Below are 20,406 nucleotides of genomic sequence, written 5' to 3' on the forward strand. Positions count from 1 at the left end.
CCTGTGCTGTGTCTGCTGCCCAATATTCAGGAGGGAATTATGGTATCAAGGTTTCGGGTAGGAGTGATTTCATCCACCCATGGAATCCGCGGTGAGGTGAAGGTGTTTCCCACGACGGATGACGCGTCACGCTTTCTGACGTTAAGGCAGGTGATTCTGGAGGCGGAGCGGGAAACCAGGGAGCTGGAGATTGAACACGTTAAATTTTTCAAGCAGTTCGTGATTCTAAAGTTCAAGGGGATTGACGACATCAATGATGTGGAAAAATATAAAGGCGCGGAGCTTTGGGTGACGAGGGAGAACGCGGTTCCTTTGCAGGAAGGGGAATACTTTATCGCTGATCTCATCGGCCTGCCCGTGGTGACCGACGAAGGTGGTACACTGGGAGTTCTTAAGGATGTGCTGCAGACGGGAGCCAATGACGTCTATGAGGTGACGATGGAGAACGGAAAGGAACTGCTGCTTCCCGTGATCGATGAGTGTGTCCTCAATGTGGATCTGGAAAAGGGCGAGATCACGGTTCATGTGATGGATGGACTTCTGGATTTATAAGCCATAATTAGAAATGTAGGAGAAATACCATGAATTATCACGTATTGACACTGTTTCCCCAGATGGTCTTGGACGGCCTGCACACCAGCATTATCGGGAGGGCCGAAGAAAAGGGACTTCTGCATATTGAGGCCATTGATATCCGGGATTATGCGGAAAACAAGCATATGCGGGTGGATGATTATCCATATGGAGGCGGAGCCGGCATGGTGATGCAGCCGGGTCCGGTATATGGCGCCTATCAGGCCCTTTCGGACAGGCTTGGGAAGCGGCCGAGGGTAATCTATCTTACGCCCCAGGGACAGGTATTCAGCCAGTCTCTGGCGGAGGAATATGCGATGGAAGAGGATCTGGTATTTTTATGCGGCCATTATGAAGGCATAGACGAACGGGTGCTGGAGCTTATTGTTACCGATTACGTTTCCATCGGAGATTATGTGCTGACGGGAGGAGAGCTGCCTGCTATGGTCATGATCGACTGCATTTCCAGGCTGGTGCCCGGAGTCCTGAGCAACGATGTATCGGCGGAGTTTGAGACGTTCCACGACAGTCTTCTGGAATACCCCCAATATACCAGGCCGGAAGTGTTCATGGAAAAGAGAGTGCCGGAAGTGCTGCTTTCCGGCCACCATGGAAACGTAGATAAATGGCGCAGAGAGCAGTCCGTGATCCGCACGGCGAAATTCCGGCCGGATCTGCTGCCTTTCGCAGATTTGAGCGAAAAAGAAAAAGAGCTTCTGAAAACGCTTGATTTTCAGGCGAAAATATGATAAAATGCAACAGTTGTGAAAGATAAGAGATGGTCCTCTGTTACCGACGCGTATTAAGAACATCCAACAATCATAAGGAGGTCGCAAATGAACGACATTATCAGATCCATTGAGGCAGGCCAGATGAAAGAGTCTGTAGATGCTTTTCGCGTAGGCGATACCGTAAAGGTATACAATAAGATCAAAGAGGGCGCCCGCGAGAGAATCCAGGTTTTTGAGGGAACCGTTATCAAGAGGCAGAACGGCGGTTCAAAAGAAACCTTTACCGTGAGAAAGAATTCCAACGGTATCGGCGTAGAGAAAACATGGCCGGTACATTCTCCTTTCGTAGAGAAAATTGAAGTTATCAGAAGAGGTAAAGTAAGAAGGGCTAAACTGTTCTACTTAAGAGACAGAGTAGGTAAGGCAGCCAAGGTTAAAGAGCTGGTTCGCTGATCGGAAATAATATCATCATGGGACTTTGAGGGGACAAATACTTTCGTATCTTGTCCCTTTTCCTGGTTTTCCGGAATGATTATTTCTCATGGGAGTTTTGCAGAAAAACGCACGGAGGGATTTTGTATTGCGTTCGTACTATCAGGATAATGGAGCGGGGCAGGGCAGGCTGAAAACGCTTTTGAGCTGGGGCGTGGACATCGTGGCAGTGATCACACTGGCTTTATTTGTCGTGATGATGTTTGGGACGAAGATTACCATGTCGGGACGCTCCATGGAGCCGACCCTGCAGACCGGAGATGTTGTTTTACTGGATAAACTGTGGTATAATTTCACAAAGCCGAAGCGGATGGACGTGGTGGCTTTTCAGAACATGGGGGATGACACGAAGACATATATCAAGCGTATCGTGGGGCTCCCGGGAGAGACCGTACAGATTCAGGGCGGAAAGCTGTATGTCAATGGAGAAGAGGCAGAGCTGGGAGAAAAGGTGGGAGCCATCGCGCTGCCGGGATTGGCTGAGACTGCCGTAGAGCTTAAGAAGGACGAGTATTTTGTCCTGGGAGACAATCCGGAAACCAGCGAGGACAGCCGTTTTGCAAATGTGGGGAATGTCCACATCAGTCAGATCAGAGGAAAACTCTGGCTCAGGATGTCTCCGTTCAGCCGGTTTGGATTCATAAAATGAAGACTTTAAAGGAAGGCTTCCGGAAATAAACAGATAGGACAGAGGAAATAATATGCAGGTTCAGTGGTATCCAGGACATATGACAAAAGCCAGGCGCGCCATGAAGGAAGATATAAAGCTTGTGGACTTGGTGATTGAGCTTTTGGATGCGAGGGCCCCCTTATCCAGCCGGAATCCGGATATCGATGAGCTGGGGCGTCAGAAAGCCCGTCTGATCATCCTGAATAAGGCAGATTTGGCGGATACCCGCGCCAACAAGGTGTGGGAGACATATTTTGAGGATAAAGGATGCACTGTGGTTCAGGTGGATGCCAGGAGACGGGCTGATATGAAACCCATTCAGGCAGCCATTCTTTCCGCGTGCAGGGAAAAGATAGAGAGAGACCGGCGCAGAGGCATTAAGAATCGTCCGGTCAGAGCCATGGTGGTGGGAATCCCCAATGTGGGCAAGTCTACGTTCATCAATTCGTACGCCGGGCGGGCCTGTGCCAAGACCGGAAATAGACCGGGAGTCACAAGAGGGAATCAGTGGATACGCCTCAGCAAGGATGTGGAGCTCTTGGATACGCCGGGTATCCTGTGGCCGAAGTTTGAGGACCAGGAGGTTGGGATCAAGCTGGCGATGCTGGGATCCATTAAAGACGATATCCTGAATACCGATGAGCTCTCCATGAGGCTTCTGGATTATTTGAGCGTGCGATATCCGGAGGCGCTCAGGGAACGCTACCAGCTTCCGGAGGAAGTATACGGAAAAGGGCCGGCGGAGATCATGGCAGAAGTGGCAAGGCTGCGGAACTGCCTTCTTAAAGGCAGTGAGCTGGACTACGGGAAAGCGGCTAGGATGGTAATCGAAGATTTCAGAAGCGGAAGACTGGGCAGGATTACCCTCGAGCTTCCAGATTAGGCAGGTATCCATTATGGAAGAGAACAGACAGGACTGGGAAGACGAGAAGCTTGAAGAGACCCTGAAAGCCCTTGACCAGGAAAAAGAAAGAGAAGAAAAGCGGAAGGCAAAGAAGGAAGAAAAGAATGTGCTGCGGGATATTATAAATCTGCTGATTTACGCGGCGATCGTTTTTGGCATCACATTTTTGATCATTACTTTTGTCGGGCAGCGGACGAGGGTATCAGGCAATTCTATGTATGATACGCTTAGTGACGGCGACAATCTTATCCTTGAGAAGCTCAGCTACCGGTTTCATGAACCGGAGAGGTTTGACATTGTAGTCTTTCGGTTCACCCATAAAAAGGACACCTTTTATATCAAACGTGTGATCGGCCTGCCCGGCGAAACAGTGCAGATCATCGGCAGCGATATTTATATCAACGGTGAGATACTGGAAGAGGATTACGGCCTGGAACCCATCCAGGACGCGAAAAGAGCGGCACAGCCCATCACCCTCGGAGAAGATGAATATTTTGTCATGGGCGACAATCGGAATGACAGCTCCGACAGCAGGGATCCTGCGGTAGCCAATGTGAAGCGGAGCCAGATCGTGGGCAAGGCATGGCTGCGTATCTGGCCTCTTAATAAGATTGGATTTATCAGCCATCGGTAGCGTGATATACAGTAGGAGAACTATATGACCATACAAGAGATAAAAATACAGATTGAACAGGCAGGCAATGCGGATTTACCCGCATTGCTTGCGTTTTATAAGAAGGATGAGAGAGCCGGCGTCAGGAAGCTGGCGGAATCCGCGGAAAAAAAGCAGATGCTCCTGCAGGCAGAATATGACCGGCTGGATTCCATGCTGTCATATGAACGGAAGTACAGGAGGTTTGGAGTCATCTGCGGAATTGATGAGGCCGGACGGGGACCGCTGGCGGGGCCGGTGGCTGCTGCTGCGGTGATCCTTCCGGAGGACTGTAAAATTCTTTATGTCAACGATTCGAAGAAGCTTTCCGAAAAGAAAAGGGAGATGTTGTATGATGAGATCATGGACCAGGCGGTAAGCGTGGGAATTGGTATCGTAGGGCCGGGAAGAATCGATGAGATCAACATTCTTCAGGCGACTTATGAAGCAATGAGGGAGGCGGTCTCGGAGCTCTTGCCCTGTCCGGATGTGAGTCTCAATGATGCGGTCACGATTCCCGGCCTTCCCGGGTCTGTGCGGCAGGTGCCGATTATCAAAGGAGACGCAAAGAGCCTGTCCATAGCGGCCGCCAGCATCATCGCGAAGGTGAGCAGGGACAGGATGATGCGGGAATATGACAAGCTTTATCCGGAATATGGTTTTGCCGGTCACAAGGGCTACGGTTCGGCGGAACATATTGCCGCCGTCCGGAAATATGGAATGACGCCCATACACAGGAGGAGCTTCCTGAAGAATCTGCTGTGATCGGCGCCGGGGATAAGAATACCAAAAAGGAGTGGGCATTTGAACCGTCGGCAGATCGGAGTCAAGTATGAGGAACTGGCGGCCAGGATATTGTGCAGTTCCGGTTATCGGATACTAGAAAGAAATTTCCGCTGCCGGCTGGGAGAGATTGATATCATAGCCAGACACAGGGGCTATCTGGTGTTCATTGAGGTCAAGTACAGAAAAGACGCTGGGACGGGATATCCAGAGGAGGCCGTGGACGTGAGGAAACAGACGGTCATAAGAAAAACAGCGGAATTTTATATGAAGAGCCGTGGGTATGGACTGTCGGTCCCCTGCCGGTTTGATGTGGTGTCCATGGAAGGGGAACAGATCCGAATTATCGAAGACGCCTTTTGGACATATTAGGAAAGGAGTGCGGGATGATGTGCGGAACATCTTCAGAGCAGACGGCTGCTGGAAGGGTGAAGAAAGAAAAGACGATATCGTGGAACAGGAAAGCCGGAGAGAAGGAACAGGAGATTCGGTGCCGTACACGGGATGGGATTCCGTTTTTAAGCTTTCCTTTGCTGGAAAAATCAGGGCTTGTGAAACATGGCTTTTCCACCCGTTTGGGAGGAGTCAGCGAGGGGGCTTGTGCATCTATGAACCTGGGATTTCATCGGGGAGACGCCAGGCAGAAGGTAATGGAGAATTACCGGCGCATGGCGGAGGCCCTGGAAATGCCCATGGAGCGGATGGTTTTGTCTCAGCAGACTCATACGACGAATGTCAGAGTGGCGACAGAGGCCGATGCGGGAAACGGCATTATCCGCCCGCTTCCCTATTCAGATGTGGATGGGCTGATAACGAACGTGCGCGGACTTCCGCTGGTCACTTTTTATGCGGACTGTGTGCCCTTATACTTTGTCGATCCGGTCAACAGGGCCATCGGTCTTTCTCATTCCGGCTGGAGGGGGACAAAAGACCGGATGGGCCGCCATACTCTGGAGAAGATGCGGGAAGCTTACGGCAGCCGGCCAGAGGAGGTACTGGCCTGTGTAGGTCCCAGCATCTGCCGAAGCTGCTATGAGGTGAGCCTGGATGTGGCGGAGGAATTTCGGAAGTCTTTCGGAGAGCTGGCGGATGAACGGCTGCTGGATGAAAAGCCGGACGGCAAATTCAAACTGGATTTATGGGAGGCGAACCGTCTGATCCTGCTGGATTCCGGTATTTTACCGGAGCATCTTGCCGTAACGGATATATGTACCTGCTGCAATCAGGAGCTTTTATTTTCCCACAGGGCGTCCGGGGGCAGACGGGGAAACCTGGCGGCGTTTCTTTGCCTGGAATGACAATATGAAGATTATGATTTCACCTGCTAAAAAAATGAAAGAAGACATGGACAGTCTGGAGATTTGCGGCTGTCCTGTATTTCTGGAAGAGGCGGATATACTCCGCCGGTATATGAGGTCGCTGTCTTTTCAGGAGGCAAAAAAACTCTGGTGCTGTAATGACAAGATTGCTGAGCTCAATTACAGGCGGTTTCAAACAATGGACTTAAAACGCCGCCTGACACCGGCGCTCCTTGCGTATGAGGGAATCCAGTATCAGTATATGGCCCCAGCCGTTTTTGAATCGGAGAGTTGGAAATACATCCAGGAGCGCCTGCGGATCCTTTCCGGATTTTACGGAGTTCTGAAGCCTTTGGACGGCGTAGTGCCCTACCGTTTGGAAATGCAGGCAAGAGCAGAGGTTTCAGGAAAGAAGAACCTCTATGAGTTTTGGGGCAGAAAGCTTTTTGAAGAGGTTTCCAAGGAGACCGATCTGATCTTGAATCTGGCCTCGCGGGAATACAGCCGCTGCATTACGGAATATCTGGCGGAGGGAAGCCGGATTTCCGGCCGGTCTGGGAGAATCCGTGTTCTCACCTGCCGGTTTGGGGAAGGACGCGGAAACAGGATAGTGGAAACAGGAACACAGGTGAAAATGGCCAGAGGGGAAATGGTCCGTTTTCTTGCGGAAAATCAAGTGGAGAATCCGGAGGAGATGAAGGGATTTGACGGTCTGGGCTATCATTTCAGCAGGGAAATGTCGGAGGAAGACTGTTATGTGTTCTTAAAAGGGAAATATATATGAAAATTATATTTTATATTAAAAAGTGCCTCCGGGAACGATTCCGCGGAGACACTTTTTTGTATACGGTGTTTTACGCCTGTTGTTTAGTCTTTCCAAAAAGGACTTTGAAACCATCGATTACCATTATGATGGCCAGTACGACGATTGGTACTACCAGAATATCCTGAAGCCCTTCTACCAGGAATGTCCCGGTTCCGTCAACCAGCTTCTTTACGTTGTTTACGAAGGTGATGACCAGAGAGGACAAGGTTGCTGCAAGCATGAAGAACATCGGGAAATAAAACATTTTGTGGTTTCTGCCGATTTTTTTAAGCCAGCAGGCCACGGCCAAAAACGCAGGTACAGCCACCAGCTGATTACAGGCGCCGAACAATGCCCAGATTTTGCTGTATCCGGCGATGGTCAGAAGCCCGGCGGCGGCAATTGTGATAATGGTCGCCACATACATGTTCCCGAGGATATTTTTGCTTCCGTCTTTTTTAGTGGCAAAGAGCTCCTGGAAGAGGAAGCGGCCGAGCCTGGTGGCCGTATCCAGGGAAGTGAGGGCAAAAGCGGAGATGGCCAGCAGGATGATGGTGTGTACGGTGCTCACTGCCTTGTCTCCCATACCCATGTTCGCGAAGAAGGTACTGATGGCGGTGGCGAATACCTTCGGCGGGGTGCCGATGCTCGTATATGCGCCGTCGGCGGTCAGATAGCCGACAGCAACCAGTGCGATCACGGCCAGGACACATTCGATAAGCATGGAACCATAACCGATGAGTTTGGCATCTTTTTCACTGTTGATCTGCTTAGAGGTAGTGCCAGAACTGATAAGGCTGTGGAAGCCGGATACGGCGCCGCAGGCTACCGTGATGAATAAGAAGGGGAACAGAGTCTGCCCGTTGATATTCCATCCGGTGAACGCGCTCAGCTGTACATTGGGGTTGGTGCCGAAAATGCCGATGATGGCGGCAATGATCATGAAGTACAGTAAGAAGCTGTTCAGATAATCCCTGGGCTGCAGGAGAATCCACACGGGAGCCACAGACGCGACAAAAATATAAGCGAATACGATGAACAGCCATACATTTTTGGACACATGGAGCGGAAAGTTGAGGCCGGCCACGATACAGACGGCCAAAAGGACTACGCCGATGACAGTTGAGATCAGCAGATTCAGATTTTTCCGGTTCATGAATCCGAACATGACGGCCAGCGGTATAAACAGCATGGAGGCTGTAGCCACAGAGCCGTTGGCATTGGCGGCAGATACGGCAGCGGCGTCCGCGGAATCAGCGGCCACACCGGCGAAGGTACCTGCGACAATATCCGCAAAGGCGGCCACGACCAGAATCAGGACCAGCCACGCAAATACAGTGAAACAGACTTTTGCCTTGGTACTGATGTTTTCTTCAATTACTTCGCCAAGAGATTTTCCTTTATGACGGATGGAAGCAAACAGAGATGAGAAATCCTGTACAGCTCCAAAAAAGATACCACCGATGACGATCCATAACAGTACGGGGACCCAGCCGAAAATTGCAGCCTGGATAGGGCCGTTTATGGGACCCGCCCCGGCGATGGAAGAGAAGTGATGTCCCAAAAGGACCGGAGCCTTGGCCGGCACAAAATCGACACCGTCTTCTTCTGTATGGGCGGGGGTCTTCCTTGACGGATCCACGCCCCATTGCTTTGCCAGCCATGAACCATAGGTTACATAAGCAATCAGAAAGACTGCAATGGCAATACCTAAAATTGCTATACCACTCATTATTTTTTCCTCCCTTGTTCTTATGTTATGAATGGATTTTATTCTACAAAAAGATCATTTGAAGATCTTTTTATATTCTTTGACCAGATCCCTTGCAGCCGGGTTTCCGTATACTTTTTTTGTGGACAGATCGAACCCGACAGTGCGGAGCTGGCAGAAGCCGCGGATGGAAAACCGATAATTTTTGTGAAATTTCAAATGCCGGACCGCTTTTTTTGTTTTTTCGGAACCCCCACATTCTTCAATGAAGATGACCGTTACGTATGTATACATATGATCCTTGGGCGGACAGGTCTTTCCCTCCCGCACCAGATCTGGCTCGATATGGGAGATCAGCTGTTCCCGGAATGCTGATATCAGTTCCGGTGAGATGTGTTCCCGGCGGATAAAGAATACATGCTCTTTACATTCGGAGCGCCAAAGCTGCGCACGCTTGACCAGAACATAGCGGGAATTGCTCATGGAAAAAGAGGCGTACAGATCATAGGACATATTGCCGAAGGTATGATCTTCCGCTAAATCATAATTGGCTTCATAATAGGAACGAAGCCGGCGGGTGAACTCATCATCTTTCATCATAGCGAAACAGAGCCCTTTCTAAAAAACGCTTAAGTATGTTGCAAATATAAAGAAATTATAAAAATTCCATAAAATCATATCATTTTTAGTCCGGAAATACAAGAAAAAGTGAAGAAAATTGTGCTGAGAACATATAAGAATATGATATTGCAGATATAATCAGAAGCTATAGCAGATGAATTTCATTCAAACATAAGGAAAATACAAAGGAAAATATAAATGACCGGCTGCTTTATGGCAGCCGGCAAATGTACAGCAATATTTCAGTTGTCATCAGATTGTCCGGAACGGGCCTGCATAGCCGCGTGTTCCTTTTGTAATTCTCCATGGAGTTCGAGAGAATTCCAGTACTGGTTATGTTCGGTGACCACAGCCTTCAGAGGGATAGAGGGGATTCCATGACGGCGAAGGAGCTGCAAAAGCTCATCGATCCTGCTTCCGGTGAAACCGCGCATGATCAGCATCTGTTCCTGGAAGCCGCTGCCTTTATAGACTTCTCCTGAAGGAGGGATAGCTTTGATTCCGGCCAGCCAGCCAATGGGTTCCAGATATTGGTCCGGCTCCACAAGTTTGATGCGGACGCGCATCTGTAAGAGGACAGATTTAAGCTTTTGTCCGATACCGCTGCCAGAAAAATTATATAAGAGTACCGTTTCTGTAGGATTCATAGGGGTTCCTTTCTGCTTGTCAGGAATCGTCAGATTCGTTTTTCTAGATTCTGTCTTTCATTTTAACAATGAAAATCCCGGCCGTCAACGGGGGACCGCTGAAAAAATACTTGCATAATAAATGGGGATATGCTACAATAAATCTCGGCTTGAAAAGTCACGCGGATGTGGCGGAATGGCAGACGCATCAGACTCAAAATCTGACGGGGGCGACCTCGTGTGGGTTCAAGTCCCACCATCCGCATTTTAAAGGAAAACAGTTTTCCCATTTAGATGGCTGCCGATAAGGAAGTATTATAAGAAAACTAACTTAATGGCGATAGTTTGCAAAAAGTGGTATCGTACTAGAAATAGTGTGATACCGTTTTTTATTGCCGTATGACTTCCTGCACCAAAGGATCATTTAATAAAACACTTTTTGGAATCATTTCTAGAAAGCTCTGATCAAGCTCCAGTTCAGCACCGGCAGAAGTTCCAGACCGTCACGATTTCGGTTCGCTGGCGATGCCGTGGCCGCTTTATCTCCGCTCCGGCAGTACCGCTCACATGTCGACAGGAAATTAATGTCTGCATAGTGGTAAACGGCATAATAAAACTTCTGTCCAAAAGAGAAAAGCCGGCAGTTGCTATATTTCAAGCGTGCTGTCGGCTCTGCATCTTTGCGTCTGGCTATTAAGGTTACTTGCTTATACTTCGGCAGAATAACGGGAAGTTTTTTAGCTCGGTATCTCCCTTATTTTGAGCCTTGTTTTACTTTGGCATGTAGGGCATATTATCTCCATTCCATATTTAAACTAAATAGCCCAATCCCGACTGATCATTTGCAGCTTTACCATATGGGGATAAATTTTTCCTGTATTCATCAGGTTTTCCGGCGTTCCCTGTTCGGCAACCGCACCGTCCGAAAGCACGACCACTTTATCCGCGCCGCTCACAGTACGCATACGGTGAGCGATAACAAGTACGGTCTTATCCTTTATCAGCCTCGACAAAGCAGCCTGTATCAGTGTTTCATTTTCCACATCAAGGCTTGCCGTTGCTTCATCCAGTAAAATGATAGGGGAATTTTTGAGGAAAGCGCGGGCGATGGAAATACGCTGGCGTTCACCGCCGGACAGTTCGCAGCCGTTTTCACCAATCATACTGTTATACCCGTCCGGGAGCTTTGCTGCAAATTCTTCACAATTGGCCAGCCTTGCCGCTGCAATCACTTCTTCATCCGTCGCGTCCTTTCTGCCGATTCTGATATTCTCCATGATCGTATTGTTAAACAGAGTCACATCTTGGAATACGATGGAATACAGCGACAGCAATGTCTCCGGCTCTATTTTCGAAATATCCATACCGCCGACAGTGATTTTCCCTTTGTTTATATCCCAAAACCGCGCGGCAAGGCGTGACACCGTAGTTTTGCCGCCGCCGGACGGTCCGACTAGGGCGGTAACTTCTCCCTGCTTTGCCGTAAAGGACACGTCCTTCAATACGGCTTCCCCGGTATTATAAGCAAATCCTACATGGTCGAACACAATATCATAACCGTTATTTGTTACCTGGCTGCTGCCTGTCTGGACAGGCTGGTCAAGGATTTCGTTCATGCGGTTTATGTTCGTTTTAGTGGAGATTACCGCTGCAAGATTTTGTAACGCGCCCTCAAGCGGGGCATACAGCCTTGAAGCTACAAGTAAAAACAGAAAGAACAGCGGAATATCAATCTCCCCCCGAATGAGCAGCGCAGAACCTACAAGTGCAACCGTAGCAATCCCAAACTTTAATATCAGCGTAGAGGAAACAACAAAAAGGGCAGTACCCAGTTCTGTTATGATATGCCGTTTTTCCACATAGTCAATTTTTTTGTTCAGTCCTTTTAGGTAGTTTTTTTCCGCATTATTCGCCTTTAAGTCCTGCAGGTTTTCAATGCACTCCTGCACACCGCTTTCCAGCGCGACATTTGCAGCTACGGATTTGCGGTTGAAATATTCCTGTATGCGTGCTGAAAAAAATGTGATGGTAAAGGCAATGGGTAAAACCCAGACCGCCGCAAGAGCCATACGCCAATCGTAAGCAAAAAGACATATGGCAATCAGCGTTGTTGAAATCAGGGAGCCTGCCAAAGCGGGTACATAATGGGAAAATGCGGTTTCCAGCGTCGCACAATCGCCCATAATGGAATTTGTCAAATCAGCAAGGTCTTTTTTGCCGAAAAAGGACAGCGGGATTTTACGAAGCTGTTCCGCTAAGGAGATACGCCTCACACCGCTTTCCACATAAGTAGCCAGATAGGTGGCATTGTATTGAAACCAGGTTACCAGGAATATAAGCGCAAGGCAGGCCAAAGCGCCGACCGCATAGAAGGCAATGCGGCTTCCGTTTACGCCCCCGTTCAGGATATCAATGACAAAGTTATAGAGAAGCCAGGCGGGGAGCATAAAGGATATATCCTGCGCAACACAAGCGATACAGCCTTTTACCAAATCGACAGCCCCTTGTCTTGACAATGCAAAGCGCCTTTGTAATGTCTGAATCATACTCTTACCTCCGATTCCGTTTTTTCGTTTAAAATCTTCCATTCTGCCGCTTCGGAATAATTCTTCCACATACGCGTAAATATGCCGTTCTTCTGAATCAGCTCCCTATGCGTGCCTCTTTCGGCAATCTTACCGTCTTGCAGCACATAAATGCAATCCGCGTCTGTAATTGACGATAGCTTGTGTGCGATCATAATAACGGTTTTTCCTTTTGAAAGAGCAGATAAAGCCTGCTGTATGCGCACCTCATTGTCGGGGTCGGCAAATGCGGTCGCTTCATCAAGAATTAAGATCGGCGCGTTTTTCAAAATTGCGCGGGCAATCGCGATTCGCTGTTGTTCGCCGCCGGACAGGTACACGCCGTTTGTACCGATAACCGTATCTATGCCATTCGGTAATTTTTCGATAATATCCAAGCACTGTGCGGCTTGCAGGGCATGGGTAATTTCCTCGCGTGTCGCGTCAGGCTTTGCCATGCGCACGTTTTCCAAAACGGAGGCTTTGATCAGGCGGCTGTTTTGAAACACAAAAGACACCTTATTCATCAATGTTTCTTTTGGAATATCGCGTATGTCGATATTGCCGATCAGCACGCGGCCTTTTTGCGGATCAAAAAATCTTGTGACGAGATTTGCAAGAGTTGTTTTGCCGCTGCCGGACGCGCCGACCAATGCTGCTGTCTGCCCCGGTTCGACCCGCAGCGACACATCACTAAGTGCATTTTTCTCAGCGTCACGGCCCAGGCCGTCTTCTCTGTCTCCTTGGGGGACATTCGCCTTGTAGCTGTAACTAACGTGTTCCAATATAACCCCGTTGTCATCCGGCGCCTTATTCACCTGACTTTCGGATAACGGCTTTTCGTTCAGCACCTCATCAATTCTGCTTATTGCGTCGCCTACAATCATGGCATCCTCGCTCATAAACATGATTTTTGTGAGTGTCGTACTGATAACGGGCGTGATCACAATATAGAAGATAAGATTTAGCAGCAATTCCTTTGTTACGCCGCCCCTTGTAAAAAGTATACCCCCGGCAATCAGAAAAGCGAATACGCCGTTGATTGCAGTTGTATAAAACATCATAGGCAGACGGAGCCCCTTTGTGTAAGCGATTACCCATTTTTCGTAATTGTCAATCGAGCCTTTGAAGCGTTTGAAGGAAAAGATGGTCTGCCCGAAGGTCTTTACTACGGGTATGCCCCTCACATATTCAACGGCTTCATTTGACATATCGGAAAGCGAATTTTGATACTGTTCCATTCTCTGCGCCATGTCTTTTCCGGTCATTTTCATCATAATCAGAAAACCAAGCGCGACGGGAACAAGGCTTAAAAGTCCTAACCGCCAATCGAACACAAGCAGTAAAAAGAGCAGACCTATGGGCGTGGCAATCGCCCCCGCTTTATCGGGCAACCTGTGTGCTAGATACGTTTCCGTAGCGGCACTGGAATTGTTTACAATTCGCCGCAGCTTTCCGCTGCCATACGTTTCCGTTACGCCAAGCGGCAGTGCTGTGATATGCCGCATAAGCTCTTTTCGGATATTAGCCGCAACCCGGAATGCGCTTATGTGTGAACACATCAAAGCGGCTATATAGACAACAATAGAGATAACCGCAAACCATACGGCAGACCAGCCATATCTTGTAACATTTTCCGCTTGTGAGAAGTCCGGGGAAACCTCCAGTATGTCGTGAATGATACGCCATATATACCAAAATGGCACAAGAGCCAACAGCGCACTCATGACAGACAGTACCCAGGAAAGATAGGTCAATATTTTATGCCCTCCGGCATAACCCATCAGTCGGGATAAGTTAGACTGTTTTTTCATCAAAAAACCTCCTTAATAAAATTTTTATGATATGAGGGGGCATTTTACGTCCTCGAATATCCTTGTCTAAGTTCGTTGTTTTCTTGTGAGTTAGCAATGACTAACCAATGTGCCAAATATAATGGAAAGTGCACACTTTCCATTATTAAAAACTATAAATAGGATTGCTTTGCTTATTGCCCCATAATTTTCATCCAACCGGCAGTATAAAAGGCTCTCATTTCTTTCAGATAACGTTTTGCTTCATCAAGGGGCATTTCGTGTATAATCAACTCGAAAAAAGTGTTGAACATTCCTGTGATCAGGATATGCTCTAACCGTTCATCGATGGGCGGTGACGGTCTGCCCAACCTTTTAAGCACCTCTAAATAATCATGCGTCCCCTTTGTTTCTATCTCCACCATTTCATCAATGAGCCTTGAAAAACGTGTTCCCTCTGAACAACAAAGAATGAGCTTAAATTCATTCAAATGCCCATAAGCATATAAAAGCATTTCATACATACACTCGCCGGATGTGGAGGTAAGATTGTCCGGCTGTTTCTCCGGGGGGATTTCTGCAAATTCTTTTTGTGCCTTGCAAAAGCAATCCAATAAAAAGTTGTAATGTTCTCCTACCAGCGCTTCAAATAATTCTTCCTTGCTTTTATAGTAGCCATAGAATGCACCCGTTGTCACGCCTGCCGTTTTGACAATGTTCCGCAGGGAAGCGGACTTGAAACCCTTTTCAAGAAATTCCTGCAAGGCGGCTGAAAAAATTCGGTTTAAGGTTGTCTGTTCTGCTTCATTCATCTGTTCATCTCCGTTATAACACTGTTATATAATATGGCAAATCAAATAATTTGTCAATGGCTTCAAAAAAAGTTTTGCAGATTTAAGCTGAATATCCATTCGCGCATGTTTTCATAGCTTGCAAAATCGCGTTCCAGAAGCAATTCGCCGCTGTCGGTGGAAGAAAAACAGCCGATGCCGTATTCTTCGATCAGCCGGTATTTTTCGCTGGGAGCGAACAGAGCCTTTAAATGTATGGAACCAGAGGTGAAATAGTCATCAAGCTCCAGCTCCGTTTCCGGTATGGTCCTGACTAAATAGGTTTCTTCCATAACTTGAAGCTCCCAAAGCCGATTCAGCTTAAAGAGCCGGTAGCCTTGTCTGTCGGGACAGTAGCCAAAGACATACCAGGAGGACCATTTAAAGATCAGATGATAGGGCTCGATTCTTTTTTGCTGTTCACCCTTGGAATAATAGTAATTGAAAGAAAGGAGACGCCGTTTCCGGATCGCATATTTTATGAGTTCTATTTTTTGAGTGAGCGGTTTCTGATAATGAGATGCCAGGTCAAGGATTATGATGTCCTCTGATATTACGCGGTTTTCTTTGTCCGAGAGCTTTTCTAGGAGTGTTTTCAAATATGAGGTTTTTGATACGCTGTCGATTCCTTTTAATCCGGCGAAGATTATCTGCAGTTCCTCATCTGTGAAGAATGACCTGTCTATTTTGTATTTGTCGTCAATGGAAATACCTCCTCCATATCCCTGGGTGGTAATGAGGGGGATTCCCGCCTTACAGATGACTTCGATATCTCTGTTTATGGTCCGCCTGGAAACTTCAAACCTCTCGGCTAGCTCCGGCGCCGTTATTTTGTCCTGCTGCAGTAAAATTGTAATGATGCCGATCAAACGGTCAATTTTCATATGTTACCTCTGTGATCTGAATATGGTGTTTTCGTTTTGAAATGGTTTTTATTCTGTAAACAGAGAGCGGATTTGGAGATCCTGGTCTTCTCTTTCTGTATGATTCCAATATTCCAAGCTGCTGCGCTCCAGGCGCAGATTATCGCTGGATTCTCGTCGCTGGGCAGTATAAATGTCGTATGCCTCCCTTGGCAAGTGATCGTACATCGCATTATCGATTATAATTTCTGTTTTATCCCAGATATTTTGATCGATCAGTACAATATCCCGGTCAATACTGATTTTTCCATCAAACCATGGCTGTGCTTCCAGTACATCTTGAATGCTGCGAATTACGAACTCTACAAACTGATCAGTAAGATCATCTTCCAGAAATGCGCTCAAATTATATTCAAAATGATCAATGACATCCTCAATGGGCATATCCGCGGGAATCTCCCGCACTAAATGGTCAAATTCCGATTGGTCATATTTTTGCATGGAAAACGTATTAAAATCACCGACCTCGTTCAGCAATTTGTATTCTGTATACTCCGCGGCTTTTTGCCGGAAGAACGCAAGATCATAATCATATTTTTGTACCGGATCAGAGAACACAGACCAGATGAGAGACAGCACCTGAAGTAGTTCATTAGAATCTTGAGCGCTTTTCATCAAACTGTCTACAAAGCCGTTGACCGATAGATTACGCCCCATTTGATAGTAGGAAAACAGCGGTTCTGAAAACAGCGGCAGAATATAGGACAGACAGCCGTTCAGCAAAAACGGGCGATAGTTATTGACAGCCCCCTGCCGGATCAGGCAGATTAGTTTGTTGCGGTACACGTCATCCAGCAAGGGCTGCCGTACAATACACTGATAAGCCAAAATATTGCCCAAATATGTATGATCCTGAAAACGCAGACTGAGGAGTGAATGATCTTCAAACTTTTGCTCTATCAGTGCAAGCAGTGCTGGAGAGTTTAGAATATTTTGTATGGAATTTCCATGCATGACCTTATATATCTGTTCGAAATAGACTGCTGAGGCGGTGATAGCTTCCTGCTCCAGCGGGTGTTGCCGTATGTATTGGGACAGGAAGTCATTGACGGAAGGATTAAGAACTGATATTTTCCGCGTCTCATCCCAGGTCTGTCGAAGCATGGAACGATTCAGCCGCCTCAGTGCGTTTTCTGCCTGGTTGACCGTTTTATCGATTTCCGGCATGGTTCTGATTCGTGCGGCGTAACATGTCTCCAATAGAGCAAAATCCACGTTCGTATTTGCCAGGGAATATAGGGTCGTCAATAGGAGCCGGTCTTCTGGACGGAGATTTTGCTCAAATTCCTGCGCCCAGATATTTGCCGGATCATTGAGAAGCTCCAGCAGGCGGTCATATAAGTCTTTTGGATCGGACAGGCTTGTTATCATGGCAGCTGTCATACCAATGATCCGCGGATTAAAGTTGCGGTGATGAATAATATTCCAGTATCGTCCCTCGGAGGCAATGTAACGATAGACCTTTGGACAGTCACCGCACTGCTTTTTCAGAATGTTGTGGAGTATGCGTGCTTTTTCATAATCTGTCAGTTCGTCCACTTTGATTTTTTGGATATTGGAAAAAATCCGGGTGAAGAGAGGTATGCTCCGTTCTGCCTCCTGCAGAACTGTAATACGCGAGTTCAGGAGAATCCGCTTGTGTTTGCTGCGCTGGACAAAATGAAGCAGTGTCTCAAGCTCAGCGGCTCTGCCTGGATCAAGTGTTACGTACATTTGTCCCAGAAAGTCGTCCAGCAGAATCAGTTCCGGCGTATCATCCTGTGAGAGGATGCCCTTTATATCATGTAGGTTTCCGTCTGTCGTATAACGGACCTGATATCCCTGCTGTGCCAGTTCCAAAGCGATACGCCGCGAGATTACAGTTTTTCCTGTGCCAGGTGCACCCTGCAGAAGGACTGCACAATCCTGCTCCAACAGTTCAATGCACGCGCAATAACTCTCTGTGGGTACGAATTCGCTGAATGATTGGATATCCAAAAGCATTTCCCGCGTGTCAAAATCAATGTTTTTATAAAGCGCTCTGCTGAGGATATCCATGGAAAAGTTCCAAAGCTTCGGATGTTTCTCAAGGACATCTCCATATTCTTTTTTTTGAAGCAGTTCATCCATTTTACCTAGAGTAAAAATATGTTCCAGGTCAAACCTTGTGACTGGATTAAATAAGTTTACGATTTCTTCCAGACGCTTCCGGGTGAGATTTTTTGGCAAGAACAAATAATAGGTTTCTGGACGCAGCCATTCCACACGTTCTTTTTCCTTTTTCAATTTACGTATCAGTTTATCTGCGGGAGTGAAAATAAAGTTCTTTGCCTGACCTATGATTCGGGGATTTTGAAGATTATCTGTAAAATCAATACCTTCATCATAGGGACCGTCCGTCAGATAAAGAGTTTTTTTGACTATTTTTTGTAAAATATCTTTAGATAGTTCTGCAAACTCTCTCGGTTCCAATGTAAAGAAATTCAGCATACTCTGTTACCTCCGCCCAATCTGTAGTTCGAACCATTACTGCTTGATTATATCAGCTTTCGTTAATATGGGCAATGCATCAAGAAGAGCTGCCGTCTCTACGATTTTCAATCGTTAAAGCGGCAGCTCCTCTGACTTTGAGTTTTAATTGGTCACGGTGGGGAGATTTCCCAAATTGTTGCTTTCTGTATCGTCGGGAAGCGATTTCAGATATTCATTTCCATTTCGTGAAGAAATTCCGACTCCCTGGATTTCTCCCTGCTTCGCAAGCTCTACTCCTTCCGCTTTGTTCACGATCCGTCCGTCGGACAGCTGGTATCCTGAAATCTTGCCGCTGTGCTTTACCAGCCCTGTGATCTTTTTGGCATCGGCATTAGGCGTGGGAATCTCGCTGAGGGCATTCATGGGAAGGCTTTCTGCCTTCTGGTATTTTACAGTCATATGCGTTTTCCTCCTGTTGAATTTTTATTCGGAACGATGGTTCAGACAAATTGTTTCTTCCGTTTTCTTTGTTAGTATTGATCGGAAGGGGTATAAGTATTCGTTAGGAGAAAACAGGACATCCGCAGCCATTTAAAGCTGCGGATGTATTTAAAAATTGAATTCTTTTTCCCAGTCAAATTCACCTGACTGTTCGACGCTCTGCGGCCAATGGCGGCACCATTCGGGTAGCCCGGGTGTGTCCACGCGGTCAAGGCTCGGAGTATATGGCTTGATGTCCAGGAAAGGCGTGTTGTCAAAAGCATCGATATAATCCAGTGAGATAATGCCCTTTTCATGGTCAATGTGAAGAATTCCCGCGGTGGAAAGTGCGATCGGATTCGGGCGTACAGGCGCTCTTGTGGAAAAGATTCCCATAATTTCGGGGGATCTTTTATAAGGCTTAGGTATCTGGAGAGTCTGTCTGGCTTCTTTTAAATCAAAGTCACTGAACCACCATAGAACGTTTAAATGGGAGAACCCGTCCAAAGCTGTTAAAGCGGGGATGAACTGCTTGTCCAGTTCCAGGGACATGGCTTCATTACGGACACGAATCCGGCCGATCGGGTTTACTGAAAATTGTTTCATGATAAATTCCTCCATTTCTTGTCTGCTTCTGAATGGAGTGTAAACCATGACACGGTGGGAGAGTCAAGTGGTTTCTTCCAGAGGTATCTGGATTTCTGTCAGATAGTTCCGGGAGCTGTCTTCATTCCAGGGGCCTCGGTGTACGATCTGCCTGCTCTGTCCGGTCATACGGTAGAGGCTGTGTTTTTGAAGCCAGTCCGCCATTGAGAGATAGGCGCCGGCGATGTTTTCGAAAGGGCCGTATACCATGGAACAGGCCATGACAGGCACCGTTTCCGTTTCACGGTAGACGAACCCTTCACAATCATTCCCTGTTTTTTTCGTCAGAACGCATAATTCCACATCAACGTCCTTTTCCCGATAATCCGGATCGTGATAGATGGAAAAGGTATCCTGGGAAACAGATAACCCATGCTCTGTCACGAACCGGGACATTTCCTGCCACAGCTTGCTTTCAGCATAATAATCTGGTATGATTTTCCTCAGTGAGAGGACCTGATGTCCGGGGACTGACTTAAGGGAAACCTGATAATGCATCTCATTTTTATCTGACAGAATGTTTTTTTGAGCCAATGCAATTTTTTCCAGCTTCGCCTGTTCAGACAAAATGCTATCTTTTATCTCTGCCTGTTTTTTTTCAAACTGCCTGAGGATGAAATCAGAAGAGCTGTGTTTCAAGGCCTCGGAGATTTCCGCCACATTAAAACCGCTGTCCCTTAAGAACAGGATTTTATTGAGGACCGGTATCTGTTCGGCAGAATACAAGCGGTATCCGGTGTACGCATCTGTCTGTGCGGGCCTTAACAGTCCTGTTTCGTCATAGTAGCGCAGCATTCGGATGGATACTTGCGTCAGTTTGGAGAATTCACCGATTTTAAACATTGCGGCATAGT

General features: G+C 47.4%; 22 protein-coding genes and 1 tRNA gene. 11 read left to right on the plus strand and 12 right to left on the minus strand.

Annotation, left to right across the window (positions count from 1 at the left end; all coding sequences use genetic code 11):
- Nucleotides 1-39 precede the first annotated feature (39 nt).
- The 10 genes from rimM to yaaA all read left to right on the plus strand — a co-directional run bounded on the left by rimM (nucleotide 40) and on the right by yaaA (nucleotide 6,887).
- Nucleotides 40-552: a ribosome maturation factor RimM gene (gene rimM / locus LQE92_RS08390; RefSeq protein WP_231062525.1), complete on the plus strand. Its 513-nt coding sequence runs from the start codon at nucleotides 40-42 to the stop codon at nucleotides 550-552.
- 29 nt (nucleotides 553-581) lie between these two features.
- Nucleotides 582-1,322, plus strand: coding sequence for a tRNA (guanosine(37)-N1)-methyltransferase TrmD (trmD, locus tag LQE92_RS08395; protein ID WP_231062526.1), 741 nt, complete (start codon nucleotides 582-584; stop codon nucleotides 1,320-1,322).
- An 87-nt stretch (nucleotides 1,323-1,409) separates the two neighbouring features.
- The gene (rplS, locus tag LQE92_RS08400) at nucleotides 1,410-1,757 is read left to right on the plus strand and encodes a 50S ribosomal protein L19 (protein ID WP_147596450.1); all 348 of its coding nucleotides are present in this window, start codon (nucleotides 1,410-1,412) and stop codon (nucleotides 1,755-1,757) included.
- 127 nt (nucleotides 1,758-1,884) lie between these two features.
- Complete coding sequence (gene lepB, locus LQE92_RS08405) at nucleotides 1,885-2,445, plus strand: signal peptidase I (protein WP_231062527.1); 561 nt, start codon at nucleotides 1,885-1,887, stop codon at nucleotides 2,443-2,445.
- A gap of 52 nt (nucleotides 2,446-2,497) precedes the next feature.
- Nucleotides 2,498-3,349, plus strand: a complete 852-nt coding sequence (ylqF, locus tag LQE92_RS08410; RefSeq protein ID WP_231062528.1) for a ribosome biogenesis GTPase YlqF — start codon at nucleotides 2,498-2,500, stop codon at nucleotides 3,347-3,349.
- Nucleotides 3,350-3,362: 13 nt separating this feature from the next.
- Nucleotides 3,363-4,004 (plus strand): signal peptidase I, encoded by a 642-nt coding sequence (gene lepB, locus LQE92_RS08415; RefSeq protein ID WP_147596447.1) that lies wholly within the window; start codon nucleotides 3,363-3,365, stop codon nucleotides 4,002-4,004.
- A gap of 24 nt (nucleotides 4,005-4,028) precedes the next feature.
- Entirely contained in the window at nucleotides 4,029-4,787 is a 759-nt protein-coding gene (locus tag LQE92_RS08420; protein WP_231062529.1) for a ribonuclease HII, read from the plus strand.
- A gap of 39 nt (nucleotides 4,788-4,826) precedes the next feature.
- On the plus strand, nucleotides 4,827-5,177 hold the full coding sequence (locus tag LQE92_RS08425) for a YraN family protein (RefSeq protein WP_231062530.1): 351 nt from the start codon (nucleotides 4,827-4,829) through the stop codon (nucleotides 5,175-5,177).
- 14 nt (nucleotides 5,178-5,191) lie between these two features.
- The gene (gene pgeF, locus LQE92_RS08430; RefSeq protein ID WP_231062531.1) at nucleotides 5,192-6,103 is read left to right on the plus strand and encodes a peptidoglycan editing factor PgeF; all 912 of its coding nucleotides are present in this window, start codon (nucleotides 5,192-5,194) and stop codon (nucleotides 6,101-6,103) included.
- Between the two features lie 4 nt (nucleotides 6,104-6,107).
- Nucleotides 6,108-6,887 carry a peroxide stress protein YaaA gene (gene yaaA / locus LQE92_RS08435; protein ID WP_231062532.1) on the plus strand — a complete coding sequence of 260 codons (780 nt, stop codon included), beginning with the start codon at nucleotides 6,108-6,110 and terminating at the stop codon, nucleotides 6,885-6,887.
- 70 nt (nucleotides 6,888-6,957) lie between these two features.
- Here yaaA and LQE92_RS08440 read toward each other — a convergent pair whose 3' ends face one another.
- The 3 genes from LQE92_RS08440 to LQE92_RS08450 form a co-directional block, all read right to left on the minus strand.
- Entirely contained in the window at nucleotides 6,958-8,640 is a 1,683-nt protein-coding gene (locus LQE92_RS08440; RefSeq protein ID WP_231062533.1) for a carbon starvation CstA family protein, read from the minus strand.
- A 54-nt stretch (nucleotides 8,641-8,694) separates the two neighbouring features.
- Nucleotides 8,695-9,219, minus strand: a complete 525-nt coding sequence (locus LQE92_RS08445; protein WP_231062534.1) for a hypothetical protein — start codon at nucleotides 9,217-9,219, stop codon at nucleotides 8,695-8,697.
- Nucleotides 9,220-9,482: 263 nt separating this feature from the next.
- Nucleotides 9,483-9,887: a DUF3783 domain-containing protein gene (locus LQE92_RS08450; RefSeq protein ID WP_231062535.1), complete on the minus strand. Its 405-nt coding sequence runs from the start codon at nucleotides 9,885-9,887 to the stop codon at nucleotides 9,483-9,485.
- A gap of 161 nt (nucleotides 9,888-10,048) precedes the next feature.
- Between LQE92_RS08450 and LQE92_RS08455 the strand changes: the two genes are divergently transcribed.
- Nucleotides 10,049-10,131 (plus strand) — tRNA-Leu (locus LQE92_RS08455).
- A gap of 186 nt (nucleotides 10,132-10,317) precedes the next feature.
- Here the strand turns inward: LQE92_RS08455 and LQE92_RS08460 are convergent.
- The 9 genes from LQE92_RS08460 to LQE92_RS08500 all read right to left on the minus strand — a co-directional run bounded on the left by LQE92_RS08460 (nucleotide 10,318) and on the right by LQE92_RS08500 (nucleotide 20,395).
- Nucleotides 10,318-10,524 carry a hypothetical protein gene (locus tag LQE92_RS08460; protein ID WP_231062536.1) on the minus strand — a complete coding sequence of 69 codons (207 nt, stop codon included), beginning with the start codon at nucleotides 10,522-10,524 and terminating at the stop codon, nucleotides 10,318-10,320.
- 157 nt (nucleotides 10,525-10,681) lie between these two features.
- A complete protein-coding gene (locus LQE92_RS08465; protein WP_231062537.1) occupies nucleotides 10,682-12,412 on the minus strand; it encodes an ABC transporter ATP-binding protein in 1,731 nt (576 codons plus the stop codon).
- Nucleotides 12,409-14,244 (minus strand): ABC transporter ATP-binding protein, encoded by a 1,836-nt coding sequence (locus LQE92_RS08470; protein ID WP_231062538.1) that lies wholly within the window; start codon nucleotides 14,242-14,244, stop codon nucleotides 12,409-12,411. The genes LQE92_RS08465 and LQE92_RS08470 overlap by 4 nt, the downstream gene beginning before the upstream one ends.
- A 173-nt stretch (nucleotides 14,245-14,417) precedes the next feature.
- Complete coding sequence (locus LQE92_RS08475) at nucleotides 14,418-15,035, minus strand: TetR/AcrR family transcriptional regulator (RefSeq protein ID WP_231062539.1); 618 nt, start codon at nucleotides 15,033-15,035, stop codon at nucleotides 14,418-14,420.
- A 62-nt stretch (nucleotides 15,036-15,097) separates the two neighbouring features.
- Nucleotides 15,098-15,937 (minus strand): helix-turn-helix transcriptional regulator, encoded by an 840-nt coding sequence (locus LQE92_RS08480; RefSeq protein ID WP_231062540.1) that lies wholly within the window; start codon nucleotides 15,935-15,937, stop codon nucleotides 15,098-15,100.
- A gap of 48 nt (nucleotides 15,938-15,985) precedes the next feature.
- A complete protein-coding gene (locus LQE92_RS08485; protein WP_231062541.1) occupies nucleotides 15,986-18,445 on the minus strand; it encodes an ATP-binding protein in 2,460 nt (819 codons plus the stop codon).
- Between the two features lie 144 nt (nucleotides 18,446-18,589).
- Nucleotides 18,590-18,886 (minus strand): DUF3892 domain-containing protein, encoded by a 297-nt coding sequence (locus LQE92_RS08490; RefSeq protein ID WP_231062542.1) that lies wholly within the window; start codon nucleotides 18,884-18,886, stop codon nucleotides 18,590-18,592.
- 150 nt (nucleotides 18,887-19,036) lie between these two features.
- On the minus strand, nucleotides 19,037-19,513 hold the full coding sequence (locus LQE92_RS08495; protein ID WP_231062543.1) for an SAM-dependent methyltransferase: 477 nt from the start codon (nucleotides 19,511-19,513) through the stop codon (nucleotides 19,037-19,039).
- Nucleotides 19,514-19,576: 63 nt separating this feature from the next.
- Entirely contained in the window at nucleotides 19,577-20,395 is an 819-nt protein-coding gene (locus tag LQE92_RS08500) for a MerR family transcriptional regulator (protein ID WP_231062544.1), read from the minus strand.
- Nucleotides 20,396-20,406: the final 11 nt, after the last annotated feature.

The organism is Lientehia hominis, assembly GCF_021044755.1.
Lineage (GTDB): Bacteria > Bacillota > Clostridia > Lachnospirales > Lachnospiraceae > Lientehia > Lientehia hominis.